We start from the raw sequence: 16993 nt of genomic DNA, 5'->3' as shown, positions 1-16993 counted from the left end.
ACCACACCTGCCCTGAACAGGTAATCTGGCAGCGTGAGGGCAGAGGATGTGCCGATCGAGCGGCGGCGGCCGGGTGCCGCAGTGGGCGGGCCGATCAGCCACGCCATCTTCCGGCTGGCCCGGACGCACCGGATGCTCGCCGGTCAACTGCTCCGCGAGGTCGGGCTCCACCCCGGCCAGGAACTGCTGATGATGCGACTGTGGGAGTCGGGGCCGCAGCGCCAGACCGACCTCGCCGACGAGTTCGACACCGACTCGGCCAGCATGACCCGCACCGTGCAGCGCCTCGAACGGGCCGGCTACGTACGCCGCGTCCCGGACCCCGACGACCGCCGCGCCACCCGCGTCGAACCCACCCCGGCCAGCCTCGTCCTGCGCAAGCAGGTCGAGCGCATCTGGGCAGACCTCGAACGCCGTACGGTCGGCGAGATGACCCCCGACGAACAGCGCGAAGCACTCCGGGTCGTGCACCGGCTGGAGGACAACCTCACGGCGCCCGAGCCGGACCACGAGCCCAGCTCCGGTCGCTAGCCGCCTCGCGTCCACGTCAGCCTGGCGTGGCGGTACACCGCCACGGAGGTCCCGACCGGGCGAGCGGGATCGCCAACCTCGGGTGACGGCTCGCGCCCGACCGCGACCGGTCGCTCCGCCGCTCGGCTGGCGCCGGCGAACTCCCTGCCGCGGACAGCCCTCGACCGGCCCAGGGCGTCGGAACGGACACCCCATTGCGGCATTGTTATCGGTCGATTAACGTCCGGTCGTTGCCGCTCACCAGGGCGGACATTGCTTGGGAGGAAACGTGACACGAACGCGTCCAGTCCTCGCCGTGGCGGGTGCGGCCGCGGCGGCCCTCGCGGCCACCACCGCGCTGACCGTCCCGGCGTCGGCGGCTCCCGCGCCGTCACCGGCACCCGCCGACAGCTCGACGAACCAGTACATCGTGAAGTTCACCGCCGGCGCCGACCGCGGCGGGGCCCTGCGCCAACTCGGCGGACGCTTCGGAGTCAGCCTCACCGAGACCCGCCGGCTGGCGACCGGCGCGCACGTCGTCCGGGCCAGCGCCCGCACCTCGGGCCTCCTGCAGGCGCTCGCCGCACGCGGCGACGTCGAGTACGCCGAGCCGGACACTCCCATGTACGCGCTGTCGACGCCGAACGACCCCAGTTACCCCGCCCAGTGGCACTACTACGAGACGACCGCCGGCATCAACGGGCCGGCCGCCTGGGACACCACCACCGGCAGCGGGGTCGTCGTCGCGGTGCTGGACACCGGGCGCACGGCGCACCCCGACCTGGACACCAACACCGTCGCCGGGTACGACTTCATCAGTAGCTCGACCAACGCGCGCGACGGGAACGGCCGTGACGCGAACCCGCAGGACGAGGGCGACTGGAACGCCACCGCCGGTGAGTGCGGCACCGGTTCGAAGGTGAGCAACTCCAGCTGGCACGGCACCCACGTGGCCGGCACCATCGCCGCGGTCAGCAACAACGGCGTCGGGGTGGCCGGGGTGGCGCCCACCGCGAAGGTGCAGCATGTCCGCGTCCTCGGCAAGTGCGGCGGCACCACGTCCGACATCGCCGACGCGATCGTCTGGGCCTCCGGTGGCTCGGTCTCGGGCATCCCGGCCAACACGACGCCGGCGAAGGTCATCAACATGAGTCTGGGCGGCAGCGGTGCGTGCAGCCGGACGTACCAGAACGCCATCACCTCCGCGGTGCGCCGCGGCACGACGGTGGTGGTCTCGGCCGGCAACAGCAATGCCGACGCCAGGGGCTTCAGCCCGGCGAGCTGCACCAACGTCGTCACGGTGGGTGCGCTCGACCGGGACGGCAACCGTGCCTTCTACTCCAACTACGGCACCAGTGTGGACGTGTCCGCGCCCGGTGGCGAGGTACGCCTGGAGACCGATCCCGCGGGTTCCCGGACCACCCCCGAGAACGGGGTGCTGTCCACCATGAACGCCGGTACGACCACGCCCGGCAGCCCCAGCTACACGGCGTACATGGGCACCAGCATGTCGGCGCCGCACGTGGCCGGGATCGCGGCGCTCATGCTCGCCAAGACGCCAACCCTGACCCCGGCGGGCGTCGAGTCGGCCCTCAAGGCCAACGCCCGAGCCATCCCGGGGACCTGTTCCGGCGGCTGTGGTGCCGGTCTGACCGACGCGGCGGCCACCGTCGGGGCCGTCTGACCCGGCAGATCTCCGCGTCGTGGACCTCGCCATGACGTGGGGCCAACGCTGACACGAGGACCCGTACCTGCGCACGGGCAGGACCTGATGTCACAGCAGGCGAAGGGGAGACCGGTCGACGGCCGGCCTCCTCTTCGCCAGCTGTTTGCCAGGGGGGGGCAGGCGGCCTGCCCCATCGACGGAAACGCCCGCCTGCAAACTGACAGATCCGGCACCACGGGGAGGCAGAGGAGGTGGGGCGGCGTGTAGAGGAAGTGCCGGCTGCCTTCAGCTGGTGGGCCGCTCCATCCGCTCGACCCACTGGGCCCGCCAGGCCGGTGGTTCCCAGGGCTCCCCGAAGTAAATCCGCTCGCGGACGACCTTGCCGTCGCGGAACTCCATGATCCCGACGGCCATCATGGGCCGGTCGTCGTACCGGATGGTGTACTCGTTGACCCACAGATTCCCGCAGCCGATGGTCCGGTGCAGTTGGAACTCCTGTCGGGCGGGGTAGCGGGACCGGAAGGCGGTGATGTTGGCCCTGCCGCGCAGGCGCTCGCCGCCCTGGGGCCACTCGACCACCGCGTCGTCGGCGTAGATCTCGGACGCGCGGGCGATGTCGTCTCCCGGCCCGCCGCCGGGTGCGCTGACGTTGGAGGCCGCGAAGTGGGCTTTGATCATTGCCCGTGCGACGGTCTCGTCCATAGCTCAACCTTCCGTCCGAACGGAGGTTTGCCTGTCGACCTGCGTATCTGGACGCTAGCACCGGCGCGAGCCGCCGGGTGCCGGACGACGCGGACGCACCCTGCCGGACCGGGGTCAGGGCCAGGTCGTCGCCCCGGAGTCGAAGACCTCCGGCGCGCTCGCCACGGGCAGCACGCAGACCAGGTGCCCGCCCGGCACCCGCAGGACGTGACAGTCCCGCCACCGGGCCACCTGTGTGGCGCCGAGGGCGACCAGCCGTGCCGTCTCGGCCGCCACGTCGTCGGTCTCGAAGTCGAGGTGGAAGCGGGGCGCGTCGTCGACGGCCTGCACGGCGGTGACCAGTCCGGGCAGGGCGCCGTGGAGGTCGACGAACTGGGGATGCTCCGGGTCGGCCTCGGCGGGGACGCCGAGCGCGGCCGACCAGAAGGCCGCCGCCCGGGCGGCCTCCGCGCGCGGGGCGTCGATCAGGACGGCGTGGACGCGGCTGCGATGCATGCCGCGCAAGCTAGTGCCTCCGCCGGCTCGGCGCATCCGGACGCAGGGGCGCCGGTCGCGGCCAGGGGGGAACGCCGACCGCGATCGTGCCGTCCCAGCCCCCACCTCAGCCGTGGTGCTGGGCGCGGAGCCGGTCGGCGAGTTCGCGTACGGCGGCGGCGAACCGCTCGTCCGACTCGCACGGCCAGTGCCCCTGCACCGGAGGTGGGACGCTGTCGCTCGGGGGCGCCAGCAGGTCTTCCGGGTCCCGTAACCGGCGGTCGACCTGCCCGCTCGGGTCGGCGTGCGCCGGCGGGTCGCCGGGCCGGTGCGCGGCGAATATCCAGCCCCCGATGGGGTCGGTCTCCCGCCACAGGTTCAGCCAGCGCCAGTCGAGCCGCTCGCCCACCTCGTGCAGCACGTCCCGGCCCAGGTAGGCGGGGAAGAGGCGGGCGTACAGGCGGTCGAGGGGGGAGCCGTAGGTCAGCAGCGCGACCCGTGCTTGCACCTGGGGCGGCAGTTGCAGCACCGTGGCGGCCAGCAGCACCGAGCCGTGGCTGTGCCCGGTGAGCAGGACGCCGCGGTGCCGCTCGGCCAGGTAGCAGATCCGCTTCGCCAGCTCCGGCACCGCCCGTTCGGCGTAACAGGGCGGCGCGAACGGGTGGGCCGCCCGGGGCCAGAACGTGCCCAGGTCCCAGACCACACCGACGTACCGGCGGAACTCCGCCGTCCGGTAGGCGAAGAGGCCGCCCACCACCAGGGCGACGACGACGCCGGCGATGAGGTAGCTGCCGATGGTGAGCCCGAAGTTCACGAACCCGCCCGGCACTCCCAGCAGACGCTCGGCCAGCGGGCTGGGCTGCAGGCCGAACAACCCCAGCAGCCCCGTGACCAGGCCGAGGGCGGTAAGGCAGGCGTACGCGAGGGCCAGCGGGCCGAGCCACTCGGTGAACCGGGCCCGCGCGATCATCTTCTCGATGCGGCGGATCCGTTCAGCGGCCTGCGGTGGGGCGTCCGGGAAGTCCCGGGCGACGATCTCCGCCGCCGCCCGGCGGCGCGCCCGCCGGGAGAGCAGGGTCAGCGCCGCCACGATCAGCACCGCCACGATCGTGGTCAGGAAGAAGGTGAACAGCGCCCACTTGTAGGCCAGCGGCGGGTCCGCCAGGTCGTTCGCGCGTCCCGTGATCGCCCGCCGGTTGAGGAAGTAGGCCGTCCGGTACACCAACTCGGCGGAGAACGCTCCGGACAGACCGACCGCGAAGGCCGCGATGACCGGCGCGCCGAGGCCGTGCAGCAGCGCCGGTCGGCGCTCCCGGTCTGCGCTGCGCCACAGGGCCAGCACGGCCAGCACGGCCAGCAGCACCATCTGGCTGAGGAAGGCCCAGCCGACGATGCGGCCGTACCCGGGCAGCCCGTCGGACGCCGGCCACCGGCTCCGGTCCAGCACGACGACGCCGAGGGCCGTCACCGTCAGGGCGCAGGCCACCGCCCGCAGCCAGGTGGCCAGCCGGTCGACGGTACGGGCGGTGCCCGCCCGTTCGAGCAGGTCGGGCGCGCAGAGCAGGGCCGCGCAGGCGATCAGCACGAGTACGGCGAGGCCGGCCAGGGCGAGCGTCACGACCGACGGATCGGTGGCGCCGTGCGCGGCGAGCAGGGTCAGGTCGAGCATCGCGAACGCGGCGGCGATGTGGATCGCCCGCAGCCGGCCCACCATCGGCATGGCGTCCCACTGGCCGACGGCGCTGAGCCGGTCGCCCTCCGGCCCGCCCACCTGCATCCGAAAGGCGTCGTACGAGCGGCCGGGGCGGGCGCCCAGCAGCCAGACCAGTACGACCGCGGCGATCGGCAGCAGGGCCAGCACCGCCAGGCGCAGGCCCACCGGTCGACCGCCGAGCCAGGACAGCCAGGCGCGGCCCATCAGGCAGCGCGACGAGTCCATGCACTTCCAGGCGATCAGGTCGAGGGCGACGCCGGCGGCGGAGAGGACGTACAGCACGGTGAGGTTGAGCCCGAGGAGCCGGCACAGCACCTTGACGCCCGAGCCGGGCCCCCGCCGGGCCGGGCGCATCCAGATCGCCACGTTGCTCAGCATGAACGGCAGCAGGAAGACCAGGGACAGCGTCCGGGTGGCGGTGCCCGAGGGCAGGTCGCTCCACCGGTACGCCTCCAGCACCACGCCGCCCGGCCCGGTGCTGTCCGGATAGCCCGGTCGGGGCCGGTAGAAGCCGCCGCTGCGGTCGCCGGCCACCTGGTGGGCGTGCGGGCGGTCGAGCACCTGTTCGGCGGCCGCGCCCGAGACCCCGTGGACCCGCAGTTCGATGACGTCGTCCGGCGGGTCCTGCTTCCCGGACGGCGGTGAGGTGTCCGACATCGGCCTGCGACCCCCGGCGGCGCGGCCAGCAGCTCGGGACGGTTGCCGGACGGACGGGCCGCACCGGCACCGGCTGGCGCGGGGGAGTACCCGTGCAGCGGGCCGTCAACCAGGGCGCTCGTCGCATCCTCCCGGTCCGCCGGGGACCCGTGAACCGCGCCTTGCCGCAGCTCAGCGGTACTAGCGTGGATGGTTGGTACGCCGGGCCAGCGGGAGCCGACGGCTTGAGACACACGGCTCGCCTCGATGTCGGCGCCGGTCCCGACGCCGGGTGCCGGCCACCACGAGAACCGGGAGCTGACGTGCACGAACTGTTGGAGCAGGTCATCGCCGCGCACGGCGGCATGCAGCGGTGGAACGAGCTGACCTCGGTCAGCGCGCGGGTGCGGGGCGGCGGCGCGCTGTGGGGCCTCAAGGGCCAGGAGGGCGTGCTGGACGACGTGGTGACGCAGGCCGAGCTGCACCGTCAGGTCGCCCGCACCACCCCGTTCGGCCGGCCCGACCTGCGCAGCGTCGTCACTTCGGATCGCGTCGTGATCGAGACCGGGACGGGCGAGGTGGTCGAGGAACGGGACCGGCCGAGGGACTCCTTCGCGGGCCACGAGATCGCCACCCCGTGGGACCGCCTGCACCTGGCGTACTTCAACGGGTACGCGATGTGGAACTACCTGACCGAGCCGTTCCTGCTCGCCGCCCCCGGGTACCGCATCGAGGAGCTGGCACCGCACCACGAGGACGGCGAGGTCTGGCGAGCCCTGCGGGTGGTGTTCCCGGACGAGGTGGCGACGCACAGCCGGGAGCAGACCTACTACGTCGACGCGGAGGGGCACGTCCGCCGGCACGACTACGTGCCGGAGGTGTTCGGCCCGGGTGCGCCCGTCGCCGCCAACTACAGCTTCGACCCCCGCGGGTACGACGGCATCCTCGTCGCGACCCGCCGCCTGGTCTACCTGACCGATGCCGAGCGCCGCCCCGACAAGAGCACGGTGATCGTCTCGATCGATCTGCAGGACGTCCGGTTCCAGTGACCCGCGCAGCCCTCCCGGTGACGTCACGACCGTCCCGGCGCCGGGTCTGCTGGTAGTCTCGGCGGCCGGTGATCGGAGCAGGGGGCCAGACATGGCGGGTGACGACGACATCTCCGGGTGAGACCGGACGTGTGCGGCCACCGGCAGGCGCGCGGCAAGCGCCCCGCCGCCGGCAGGCCGTGCCCTCGTCGACCACTGCCCGCCCGGGCGGCTCTGGCACGCCCGCATCACCGTCGAGGTTCCTCTCATGTCCGACGCGTACATCGTCTGTTCCCATTTGTCGTTCTCATGGCCGGACGACACCCCGGTCTTCACCGGCCTGTCGTTCACCGTCGCCGGTGGTCGTACGGGTCTCGTCGCCCCGAACGGCGCCGGCAAGAGCACCCTGCTCAAGCTGATCGCGGGCCAGTGCCGGCCCACCGCAGGCTCGGTGACCGTCACCGGGGTGCTCGGCTACCTCCCGCAGAGCCTGCCGCTGGCCGGTGACCTGTCCGTCGCCGAGGTGCTGGGGGTCGCCCCCGCGCTGCGGGCCCTGCACGCGATCGAGGCCGGCGACGCGAGCGAGGAGCACTTCACCACGATCGGCAACGACTGGGACGTCGAGGAGCGCAGCCGCGCCCAGCTCGACCGGCTCGGCCTCGCCGACGTCACCCTGGCCCGCCGCCTGGACACCCTCAGCGGCGGCCAGGTCGTCTCGCTCGGCCTCGCCGCGCAGCTGTTGAAGCGCCCCGACGTCCTGCTGCTCGACGAGCCCACCAACAACCTCGACCTCGACGCCCGGCGCGTGCTCTACGACCTGCTCGACGATTGGTCGGGCTGCCTGCTGCTGGTCAGCCACGACCGGGCGCTGCTGGACCGGATGGACCGCATCCTCGAACTCGACCGGGGCGAGGTCCGCTCCTACGGCGGCAACTTCACCGCGTACGCCGAGGCGGTGCGGGTCGCGCAGGAGGTCGCCGAGCGCAACGTCCGCCACGCCGAACAGGAGGTCAAGCGGGAGAAGCGGGAGATGCAGCAGGCCCGCGAGCGGGCCGAACGGCGGGCCGGCAACGCCAGCCGCAACCTGAAGAGCGCCGGGCTGCCGAAGATCTTCGCCGGGACGATGAAGCGGGGCGCCCAGGAGTCGGCGGGCCGGGCCGGTGAGACGCACGCCGCCCGGGTCAGCCAGGCGCGGGCCCGGCTCGACGAGGCCGGTCGCGCGCTCCGCGACGAGCAGCGGATCGTGCTGGACCTGCCCGGCACGAACGTTCCCGCCGGACGCACCGTCTTCCTCGGTGAGCGGATGCAGGTCCGCTACGACGACCGGGCGCTGTTCGCCGGCGACGGTGCCGACCTGATGATCCGGGGGCCCGAGCGGATCGCGTTGACCGGGCCCAACGGCGCCGGCAAGTCCACCCTGCTCCGCCTGGTCCAGGGTGACCTGGAACCGGAGGGCGGGCAGGTGCGGCGGGCCGACGGGCGAATCGCGTACCTGTCGCAGCGGCTGGACCTGCTGGACCTCGATCGCACGGTGGCGGAGAACCTGGCCGCGTTCGCGCCCGGGACACCCGAGGCGGAGCGGATGAACCTGCTCGCCCGGTTCCTGTTCCGGGGCTCGCGCATCCACCTGCCGGTCGGGGTGCTCTCCGGTGGGGAGCGGCTGCGCGCCACCCTGGTCTGCGTGCTGTGCGCCGAGCCCGCGCCGCAACTGCTGCTGCTCGACGAACCGACCAACAACCTCGACCTGGTCAGCGTCGCCCAGTTGGAGAGCGCGCTCGCCGCGTACCAGGGGGCGTTCGTGGTGGTCAGCCACGACGAGCGGTTCCTCGCCGAGATCGGGGTCAACCGCTGGTTGCGGCTCGCCGAGGGGCGGCTGCGGGAGATCGGGGCGCCCGAGGCCGACTGACGCGCTCACCCGGCGCGCCGGCCGATCCTCGGCGGCGGGCGTGCCGGGTCAGCGGCGGGCTCACCAGGGGACGGGCCGGCCGTCCCGGAAGAAGCCGCCGGTGGGGCCGTCGTCCGGCAGGTCGACGGCCCACAGCACGCCGGCCGCGCCCTCGGCGACCGGGCGGCCGCCCCGGCCGCCCATGTCGGTGGCGACCCAGCCCGGGCAGACGGAGTTGACCAGGATGCCGTCGGATGCGAGCTGGGCCGCGAAGAGCCGGGTGACCGCGTTCAGCGCGGCCTTCGAGATGGCGTACGCCGGGGTGCCGGCGCCCATGGTGCTCAGCGAGCCGGCGCCGCTGGAGACGTTGACGATCCGCCGCCCCGGGGCCCGGTGGCGCATCAGCGGCAGCACTGCCTGGCACACCCTCAGCGCCCCGAGCGCGTTGACCTCGAAGGCCTCCCGGACGACGGCCACGTCGGCGCCGGCCGGGTCCTGGCCGGTGTCGTAGTGGATGCCGGCGCGCATTCCCGGCGGTGTGGAACCCGCAAATGCGGGAAGGCCCAGCCGTTACGTGGCGCGGGGGTGCGACGGCGGCGGGAGGGACATGGGCGCCAGGACGTTCGTGGTGGTCGGTGGCACCGGTGGGCCGGGGTCGTCGGCGGCCCGCCCGCTGGTGTGCCCGGACGATCGCCACGTCCGCGGTGAGCGCGTGCCGCGCGCGGACGGGCGGTGGTGACGGCGGGAGGCGACCCCGCCGAGCGTCCGGTCTCGGCGTGGGCGCCGTTGCGCACGGCCGTCTACCGCAACCTGTGGCTGGCCCTGCTCGCGGCGAACGTCGGCACCTGGATGCAGAGCGTCGGCGCCCAGTGGCTGCTGATCGACGAGCCGAACGCCGCGACGCTGGTCGCCCTGGTGCAGACCGCAGGCCTGCTGCCGGTGCTCCTGCTGGCCCTGCCGGCCGGCGCGCTGGCCGACGCCTTCGACCGTCGGCACCTGCTGATCTGGGTGCAGCTCTTCCTGGTCGTGGTGGCCGTCGCGCTCGCCCTGCTCACCGCGACCGGCCGGATGCCACCGGCGCTGCTGCTCACCCTCACCTTCGCCTTCGGCGTGGGACAGGCGCTCACCCTGCCGGCCTGGACGGCGGTGATCCCGGAGCTGGTGCCGCGGGAGCAGGTGCGGGCGGCCTCCGCGCTCGGCTCGATCAGCGTGAACGTGGCCCGGGCCGTCGGACCGGCCGTGGCCGGCGTGCTGATCGCCCGGACCGGTGTCGCGCCGGTCTTCGCCCTCAACGCGGCGGCGTTCCTGGTCTTCGCGCTGGCCCTGGCCCGGTGGCGGCCCGGCAACGCGCGCGCCGTCGAGGTGCCCGAGCGGTTCACCGCCGCGCTGCGCGCCGGGGGCCGGTACGTGCGGCACTCGCCGATCGTCCGTCGGCTGCTCCGGCGCGCGCTGGTCTTCCTGGTGCCGGCCAGCGCGCTGTGGGCGCTGCTGCCGCTGGTCGCCAGCCGGCGGCTGGGCATGGACTCCAGCGGGTACGGCCTGCTGCTCGCCGTTGTCGGGGTGGGTGCCATCGTGGGTGGGCTGCTGATGCCGTGGATCCGTACCCGGATGTCGGCCAACCAGTTCCTGCTGGTGGCCGGCGCGCTGTTCGGTGGAACCCTGCTGGTGGTCGGCTCGGCGCGGGCGGTCCCGGTGGTGCTCCTCGCCCTGCTGCCGGCCGGGTTGGCCTGGGTGACCGTGCTGGTCAACGTCAACGCCGAGATGCAACTGTTCCTGCCCGGCTGGGTGCGCGCCCGGGGTCTGGCCGTCTACCAGGTCGTCTTCGCCGGTGGGCAGGCGGTGGGGGCGCTCGTCTGGGGCCTGGTGTCGGACATGGCGGGCCTGTCGACCGCCTTCGTCGCGGCCGGCGCGTTGATGCTGGTCGGCGCCGTGACCAGTCAGATCTGGCCGCTGCCGGAGCTGCGGGGTATGGACGGGGACCCGGCCACCTACTGGCCCCGGCTGGAGCTGGCCCACGAGCCGGACCCCCGGGTGGGCCCGGTGCTGGTGGTGGTGACCTACATCGTCCGGCCCGAACGCGGGCGGCAGTTCCTGGACGCGATGGACCAGGTCCGGGGGTCGCGGCAGCGCACCGGGGCGATGCGGTGGGGGCTGTTCCGGGAGGGCGAGGCCCCGGACCGCTTCGTCGAGGTCTACCTGGTGCCCTCCTGGGACGAGCACCTGCGCCAGCACGGCGGCCGGCTGACCGGCGCCGACCAGGCGGCCGAGGAACGGGCCCGGGAACTCGCCGACGGCGCGCCGGAGGTGCGCCACCTGCTGCCGGCCGCCGCCGGACCGACCGGCTCCGATCATCCGGAAGCGGGCTGAACGAACCCGCCCCACGCGGAGGGGCGGGGCCGCACGCGACGGCGGGCCGGCGGCCGGGAACCGGCCACCGACCCGCCAATCGGGCGCCCGCTCAGGCCGTACCCTGCCGGTGCACGCGCCCCTCGTGTGCGACCTTGGACCGGCCGTGGTCGCGTTCGCTGCCGGACGTGCCGGTCGCGGTCCGTTCGTGGCGGCGCTTGGGCGAGCGTTCGACCTCCGAGCCCTGTCGGCCGGGAGCGCCGCTGCCCGGGTGTCGGTGGCCTCGTGCCGATTCGCCGCCGGGGTCGTGTTTGTTCTGCTTGTGGCTACCCATGGGCTGCGCGTACCCGCTGAGGTCGGGGCTATACGCCCGCCGCGCGGCCGCCCGGGGGCCGGCTTCGCACGGCAGGGGCCCGGGTCCCGCCGGCGCGCGGAAACCGGGCGGCGGGGACGCCGGGGGAGTCCCGACCTTCGGCGCGGACGCGATCGGCAGGCTGGGCTCGACCTGCCCGACGGGGTCGCCGTCGTGCCGCGGCACCGGCGGCAGGCCGACGACCTCAACCGGGAGAAGGATCCGCCGCTACCGGTCGTCGCGCTCCGGCAGCTCCGTCGTCCGTCCGAGGTAGGTGACCGGTCCGGGGTCGGGCACCGGAATCTCGTGGAAGCCCAACCGGTCGTAGAAGCCGCGCGCCCGCTCGTTCGCGGTGACCATGCCGACGTGCAGCCCGGGAGCCCCGGCGCGGGCGGCGGCGCGCAGGAACGTCTCGACGAGCCGCCGGCCGTGCCCCCGGCCCTGGTATCCGGGCAGCAGGTCGACGTGCAGGTGGGCGGGGTAGGCGGCCAGGTCCGGTAGCAGCATCCGCTCCGGCCGGTGGTGCAGGGCGATCATCTCGTCGTCGGGGGTGGCCGGCGGGCGGGTCGGTACGGGGTACCGGTGGGCCAGCCGGGGTATCCACTCCCGCCGGTACGCCCGTACGAAGGCCGGCGTGTCCGCCGTGCCGATGACGTAGCCGACGACCCGGTCCCCGTGCGTGAGCACGAACGCCAGCTCCGGCTCCAGGTGCAGGTACGGCCCGGCGAAGAGGTCGGGCATCAGGTCGTCGTCGGCGTACCGGCCGCGGGCGTCGCCCCCGGCGTCGGCCGTGCGCACGCAGATGTCGTAGACCGCGTCGTGGTCGCGGTCGGTGTAGCGGCGGATGGTGGCGATGCTGTCCATGCCGGGACGGTACGAGGTGGAACCGCTTGCACCGCAAGCCGTTCAGGCGCTGCGCCGACGGACGAGGACCGACGGGTGGACCACCGGCCGGTCGGCGTCGGCGCTTCCGGTGAGCAGGGCGCGTACCGCCCCGGCGGCGATCGCCTCGACCGGATGGGTGCCGGTGGTCAGCGCGGGCCGGGCCGCGGCGGCGAGTGGGCCGTCGTCGAAACCGATCACGGCGACGTCGTCGGGCACGCGCACCCCGTCGTCGGCCAGGGCGCGCAACGCCCCGATCGCGACGGCGTCGGTGATCGCGACGACGGCGTCGGTGTCCGGCCAGCGGCGCATCAGCCGCCGCAGTCCGGCGCGGCCGGTGGTGTCGGTGAGACCACCCGCAGTGGTGCGGCAGGCCAACCCGTGCGCGCGCATGCCGGCCCGGTAGGCGGCCAGCGGCCGACGCAGGCTCGCCGCCCAGGCCGGGCCGGTCAGCATCGCGATGCGCCGGCGGCCGGTGGCGGTCAGGTGCCGGATACCGGCCGCCATCGCGGACGCGGTGTCCACGTCGTACGCCGGCATCCGGCCGAAGCCCGGGCCGACCGCGACGACCCGGCCGCGCAGCGCGGCGGGCAGCGCCTCGACCAGGTCGGCGCCATGGTTGACCAGGATCAGCCCGCGCACGCTGCGGTCCCGCGCCAGCTCGTCGAGGGCGGCGCGGTCGCCGGGGCGTAGCCGGCGTGCCGAGACTCCCACGGCGTACGGGTCGGCCGTCCGGGCCGCCGCGGCGACGAGGCGGGTGGCGTACTGGTCGGTGAGCAGCCGGGGTGACGGGGCGACGACGCCGACCACGACCCGGTGGCCCTCGCCCCGGGCCAGCGACACCGCCACCGGGTGCGGCGCGTACGCCAGCGCCGCGGCGGCACGGAGCACGTCGGCCCGCGCACCGGCGGAGACCGGGCCTCGGCCGCTGAGGGCCCGGGACGCGGTGGCGGTGGAGACGCCGGCGGCGCGGGCCACGTCGGCCAAAGTGGGGGTACGACTCACGTTTCCTCCCGGTGCGGCGCGGGTGGCTCGCCTCGGCGATTCTCCCGGCACTGCCAGGGCCGCGTCACCCGGTGGTCGGGCCGGCCGGCGGTCGTCGGTCCGGGCGGCCCGCCGCCGCTTCGTTGCCTCGGTGCGGTGGTGCCTCGGTGCGGTGGTGCTCCCCGGCCCGGGGGGTCACCAGGCGTAGGTGACCGAGACGGTGGTGGCGGGGCAGTTGTTCGCCCAGCTGGTCAGGGCGCTCTTCTCGGCACTGTCCACGGTGAGCCGCCAGCGGATCTTGGTGGCGACCCACTCCGTGACGTAGCGGCAGCGGGCCGAGGCGTACGGGGGCAGCCAGGTGGCGGGGTCCTGGTCGCCCTTGGCCTGGTTGACGTTGTCGGTGACGGCGGCCAGCGGGCGGCTGTCGCCGAGGTCGTTGGCGTACGCCTGGCGGCGGCTGGTGGTCCAGCCGCGGGCGCCGGAGTCCCAGGCCTCGGCGAGCGCCACCATGTGGTCGATGTCCAGGTCGCTGGTGAGGGTCCAGTACGCGTTGTCGTAGTAGGAGTACCAGCGCCCGCCGGACAGCGTGCAGCTGCCGCTGACCGTCGGCGCGGAGACGGCCTCGGCGAGGAGCACCTCGTTGCGGGCGTGGCAGCCGTCGCCGTCGGCGTCGACCCAGTGGGGGAAGAGGTCGCGGCTGTAGCCGGTGCGGACCTCGGTGGCGACCGGAAGTCCGGCGACCGCGGTGGTCAGCGAGGCGGAGTAGCCGGCGGCCGGGGCGGGGTGGGCGAGGCCGAGGGTGACGGCCAGGGTGGCGGCGAGGATGGTGGCCGTCGCGCGCAGGGTACGGGTCATGGTGCTCCGTCCGATCAGGGTGGGCAAGATCGCCTGCGTTCATATGGACAGAGATGACGGCCGATATCCAGATCAACTTTGTGAACGATGGGCGACGCAGCGTAGCCGATCCGATGACGAGCGGGGTGTGGCGGGGCGGGCGGTCGACGGGGCCGCGACGAGCGACGGGCTCCACTAGGGTGGGCCGGTCGCATCACCGACCCGTGGGAGACGTCCTTCTTGCCGGACGCAGCAGCCGAGACCGAGCCCTACCTGCGCAGCACGAACCCCGAGATCCTGCCCTGGTGGCTGACCTGGCCGCAGGTGGATCCGGCCCGGCAGCCGTTCGATCCCGATGCGGCGCCGGACGTCGTCCGGTCGCTCGCCCCGGCCGCCTCGGTGCCTGCCCGCCCACCGGGCCGGTCCGGCCGGGACGACGTGTACGAGTGGCAACGGCGGGTGGGCACCCGGTGGGCCGACGAGATGAGCGTCGCGCTGGTCGGCCACTACGGCAGGTGGGCCTCGGGCTGGCGGTGGGGGGTCGGTGAGGCGGACCTCGGCGGCGGCCCGGTCCACGCCTGGTGCTGCCCGAGCCACAGCATGGGTAGCCCCGAGCAGACCCTCGCCGTCGTGACCGAAGCCCTCGTCGAATGGCGGGGCTGGCTGGAGGAACTGGCCGAACGCTTCGACCGCTTCCTGCCGCTGGTCACCGACGACCACGCCGACGTGGCACTGGACGCCTGGGAACGGGCGGTGGCGCACCTGGTCATGGTGGTGGTGGATCGGACCTGCGCCGACGGCGGCTGGGAGCACCACTGCCGCCAGGTCCTGGGCTGGTTCCTCACCCTGGCGGGCGTGCCCGCCGAGCGGCACGCGCCCCTGGTGGAGCACGCGATCGGCGGTCGCTTCGACAGCTTCGTGCCCCCGCCGGACCGGCTCATCCGGGACGTCGCCGAGCGGTTCGCGCGAGAGGTCGCCCCGTCAGGGCAGGGGATGCGCGAGGCCGCCGAGCGGTTCGCCGTGGAGGCCGAGCGTCGTGCGCGATGACCTGCTGACCTGGCTGTGGGTACGGGAACAGGTGCGCTGGGCCGACATCGCCCGGCCGGGCGGCGGGCCGGTGCGGGGCGGACGGGACGGGGTGGTGGACTTCGTGCGTACCGACGTCGCCGCCCGGGACCCGGAGCGGGCCGCGCGGCTGCTGACCGCGCTGGACCGGGTCCGGGTGGCCGCCGACCGGGGCGCCGGGCTGACGTACGAGCTGCTGGCCGACTGGCAGCGCGTGGTGCTGGGGTCGCCGGAGGCCGGATTCCGCGCCGGGCCCGCGTACGCCAAGGGCGGCCGGGAACGCTACGGCCACGCGCCGGACACTGTGGACCGGTTCCGGCGCTGCCTGGGGCAGGCGACCGAGCCGGGTGTGCCGGTCGCGGGGCGCGCCGCCCGCGCCTACCTCGACGTGGCGTTCTTCCACCCGTTCCCGGACGGCAACGGGCGGGCGGCGATGCTGGCGCTGTACTTCCTGCTGGTGCGCGATCAGGCGGTGCCCGACCTGGCCGCTCCGGCGCTGCGCACCGTCCGGCGGGCCGACGACCCGGACGGCGCGGCCGACCTGGTGCGCCTGCTCGACGTTCTGATCGCCGCCACCCGACGCCGCTCGGGCCCGCCACCGCCGAAGGGGCCGGCGCAGCCACCCGGTACGGCCGGCCGGTTCACTCCGCCGGCAGGAAGGCCAGCGCCAGGGTCAGCTCCAGCACCGTCGCCGGGTCGTTGAGGCGCTCGCCGTACAGCTCGCGCAGCCGGCCCATCCGGTAGCGCACCGTCTGCGGATGGACGAAGAGGTCCGCCGCGACGTCGTCGCGCCGCCCCTGGTGCAGCAGCCACGAGCGCAGCGTCTCGGCCAGCCGCTGGGCGGTGGCCGGAGGCAGCGCCGCCAGCGGTTGCAGCACCTGGGCGCGCAGGTCGGCCAGGGCCTCCGGGTCGGTGCTGAGCATCAACCGGGCCAGGTGCTGCTCGGTGTCCAGCGGGGCGCCGTCCTCCGGCCGGTCCATGCCCAGCGCCAGCGCCCGCAGCACCCGCTGGTACGACTGGGCCACCCGGGTCCACGTCCGGGCCGGCCCGACGACCGCGCGGTGCCCCTGCAACGCGCCGGTCAGCCGCCGTCGGCGCCCGCCGTGCACGTCGGGCACGAGCAGCACCGCCGACTCCTCGGCCAGCTCCACCCCGGGCAGCTCCTCGCCGCTCTCCAGGGTGTGCGGGCTGAGCATCGCGAGCACTCCGCGCAGGTTGCTGCGCGGCAGCACCGCGACGGTGAGGGTCTGCGGGGGTGGCCACTCGGCCCGCTCCGCGCTGCGCCGCAGCACCTCCTCCGGCTCGCCGGCGAGCAGTTGCTGGGCCAGCCGTTCCAGGTAGCGCCGGCGCATCCGGCCGGCGCTGGCCAGCTCGTCGGCGTGCCCGGCCACGCTGGCGGCGGAGAGCTCGTCGATGTAGGCGAACATCAGCTCGGCGAACTCGGCCACCCGCTCGGCGGAGAGCCCGCCGCGTACGGTGGTGGCGGAGACCTCCCGCCAGGCCACCCGGGCCCCCACCCGGTACGCGGCCAGCAGCGCGTCCATGCTCCGCCCCGACCGCGCCTCCCCGCTGCCGAGCGCGTACGCCGCCTCCAGCGCCCGGCTCAGCGGGGTGCTCGGGTCGGCGGCGTCGGCCCGCTCGATGAGCTGGAGGAACGTGCCGAGCGCGACGCGTACCGCGTTCTCGATCTTCTCGCGCATCTGCGCGGTCAGGGCGCCCGAGTAGTCGGGGACCTCGCCGGTGATCGCGGTGACCGTCCGCTCGGCCACCACGGAGAGCTGGCCGCGCAGCCGGTCGGCCACCCGTTCGTCCAGCTCCAGATGCGCCGCCCGGTGGCCGGTGGCCCCGGAAGGATCGGTCATGTTGTTCTCCCCGAACAAGAACCCGTGGTCAATTCACCTTTAATGGTCAAGAT

15 protein-coding genes are annotated in these 16993 nt (G+C 74.4%); 7 read left to right on the top strand and 8 right to left on the bottom strand.

Annotated elements, in window-relative coordinates; all coding sequences use genetic code 11:
- Window positions 1-33 precede the first annotated feature (33 nt).
- On the top strand, window positions 34-531 hold the full coding sequence (locus ACSNN7_RS04620; RefSeq protein ID WP_436679368.1) for a MarR family winged helix-turn-helix transcriptional regulator: 498 nt from the start codon (window positions 34-36) through the stop codon (window positions 529-531).
- 268 nt (window positions 532-799) lie between these two features.
- Window positions 800-2194: a S8 family peptidase gene (locus ACSNN7_RS04615; RefSeq protein WP_436679366.1), complete on the top strand. Its 1395-nt coding sequence runs from the start codon at window positions 800-802 to the stop codon at window positions 2192-2194.
- 267 nt (window positions 2195-2461) lie between these two features.
- On the opposite strand, the gene ACSNN7_RS04610 is transcribed toward ACSNN7_RS04615, so the two are convergent.
- The 3 genes from ACSNN7_RS04610 to ACSNN7_RS04600 all read right to left on the bottom strand — a co-directional run bounded on the left by ACSNN7_RS04610 (window position 2462) and on the right by ACSNN7_RS04600 (window position 5723).
- Window positions 2462-2878, bottom strand: a complete 417-nt coding sequence (locus ACSNN7_RS04610) for a nuclear transport factor 2 family protein (protein ID WP_436679364.1) — start codon at window positions 2876-2878, stop codon at window positions 2462-2464.
- A 114-nt stretch (window positions 2879-2992) separates the two neighbouring features.
- Window positions 2993-3373, bottom strand: a complete 381-nt coding sequence (locus tag ACSNN7_RS04605; protein WP_436679362.1) for a VOC family protein — start codon at window positions 3371-3373, stop codon at window positions 2993-2995.
- A 106-nt stretch (window positions 3374-3479) separates the two neighbouring features.
- The gene (locus tag ACSNN7_RS04600) at window positions 3480-5723 is read right to left on the bottom strand and encodes a hypothetical protein (RefSeq protein WP_436679361.1); all 2244 of its coding nucleotides are present in this window, start codon (window positions 5721-5723) and stop codon (window positions 3480-3482) included.
- A gap of 302 nt (window positions 5724-6025) precedes the next feature.
- On the opposite strand from ACSNN7_RS04600, the gene ACSNN7_RS04595 reads away from it, so the two are divergent.
- Both ACSNN7_RS04595 and abc-f read left to right on the top strand, forming a co-directional pair.
- Window positions 6026-6751, top strand: coding sequence for a hypothetical protein (locus ACSNN7_RS04595; RefSeq protein ID WP_436679360.1), 726 nt, complete (start codon window positions 6026-6028; stop codon window positions 6749-6751).
- Between the two features lie 247 nt (window positions 6752-6998).
- Window positions 6999-8636: a ribosomal protection-like ABC-F family protein gene (abc-f, locus tag ACSNN7_RS04590; RefSeq protein ID WP_436679358.1), complete on the top strand. Its 1638-nt coding sequence runs from the start codon at window positions 6999-7001 to the stop codon at window positions 8634-8636.
- A gap of 60 nt (window positions 8637-8696) precedes the next feature.
- Here abc-f and ACSNN7_RS04585 read toward each other — a convergent pair whose 3' ends face one another.
- Entirely contained in the window at window positions 8697-9143 is a 447-nt protein-coding gene (locus tag ACSNN7_RS04585; RefSeq protein WP_436679357.1) for an SDR family NAD(P)-dependent oxidoreductase, read from the bottom strand.
- A gap of 204 nt (window positions 9144-9347) precedes the next feature.
- Here ACSNN7_RS04585 and ACSNN7_RS04580 point away from each other — a divergent pair, with 204 nt between their 5' ends.
- A complete protein-coding gene (locus ACSNN7_RS04580) occupies window positions 9348-10982 on the top strand; it encodes an MFS transporter (RefSeq protein WP_436679356.1) in 1635 nt (544 codons plus the stop codon).
- Between the two features lie 559 nt (window positions 10983-11541).
- On the opposite strand, the gene ACSNN7_RS04575 is transcribed toward ACSNN7_RS04580, so the two are convergent.
- The 3 genes from ACSNN7_RS04575 to ACSNN7_RS04565 form a co-directional block, all read right to left on the bottom strand.
- On the bottom strand, window positions 11542-12177 hold the full coding sequence (locus ACSNN7_RS04575) for a GNAT family N-acetyltransferase (protein WP_436679355.1): 636 nt from the start codon (window positions 12175-12177) through the stop codon (window positions 11542-11544).
- 42 nt (window positions 12178-12219) lie between these two features.
- The gene (locus ACSNN7_RS04570) at window positions 12220-13200 is read right to left on the bottom strand and encodes a LacI family DNA-binding transcriptional regulator (RefSeq protein WP_436679354.1); all 981 of its coding nucleotides are present in this window, start codon (window positions 13198-13200) and stop codon (window positions 12220-12222) included.
- Window positions 13201-13374: 174 nt separating this feature from the next.
- Entirely contained in the window at window positions 13375-14034 is a 660-nt protein-coding gene (locus ACSNN7_RS04565; protein ID WP_436679353.1) for an HNH endonuclease family protein, read from the bottom strand.
- 219 nt (window positions 14035-14253) lie between these two features.
- Between ACSNN7_RS04565 and ACSNN7_RS04560 the strand changes: the two genes are divergently transcribed.
- A complete protein-coding gene (locus ACSNN7_RS04560; RefSeq protein WP_436679352.1) occupies window positions 14254-15060 on the top strand; it encodes a hypothetical protein in 807 nt (268 codons plus the stop codon).
- Complete coding sequence (locus ACSNN7_RS04555) at window positions 15050-15781, top strand: Fic family protein (RefSeq protein ID WP_436679350.1); 732 nt, start codon at window positions 15050-15052, stop codon at window positions 15779-15781. The genes ACSNN7_RS04560 and ACSNN7_RS04555 overlap by 11 nt, the downstream gene beginning before the upstream one ends.
- Here ACSNN7_RS04555 and ACSNN7_RS04550 read toward each other — a convergent pair.
- Window positions 15720-16940, bottom strand: coding sequence for a PucR family transcriptional regulator (locus ACSNN7_RS04550; RefSeq protein ID WP_436679348.1), 1221 nt, complete (start codon window positions 16938-16940; stop codon window positions 15720-15722). The two genes, ACSNN7_RS04555 and ACSNN7_RS04550, sit on opposite strands and share 62 nt — an antisense overlap.
- Between the last annotated feature and the right edge of the window lie 53 nt (window positions 16941-16993).

It is taken from the genome of Micromonospora sp. URMC 105, assembly GCF_051386295.1.
GTDB lineage: Bacteria > Actinomycetota > Actinomycetes > Mycobacteriales > Micromonosporaceae > Micromonospora.
Note: the sequence above shows the minus strand (reverse complement) of the source record. Positions and strands in the feature narration are given on the sequence as shown.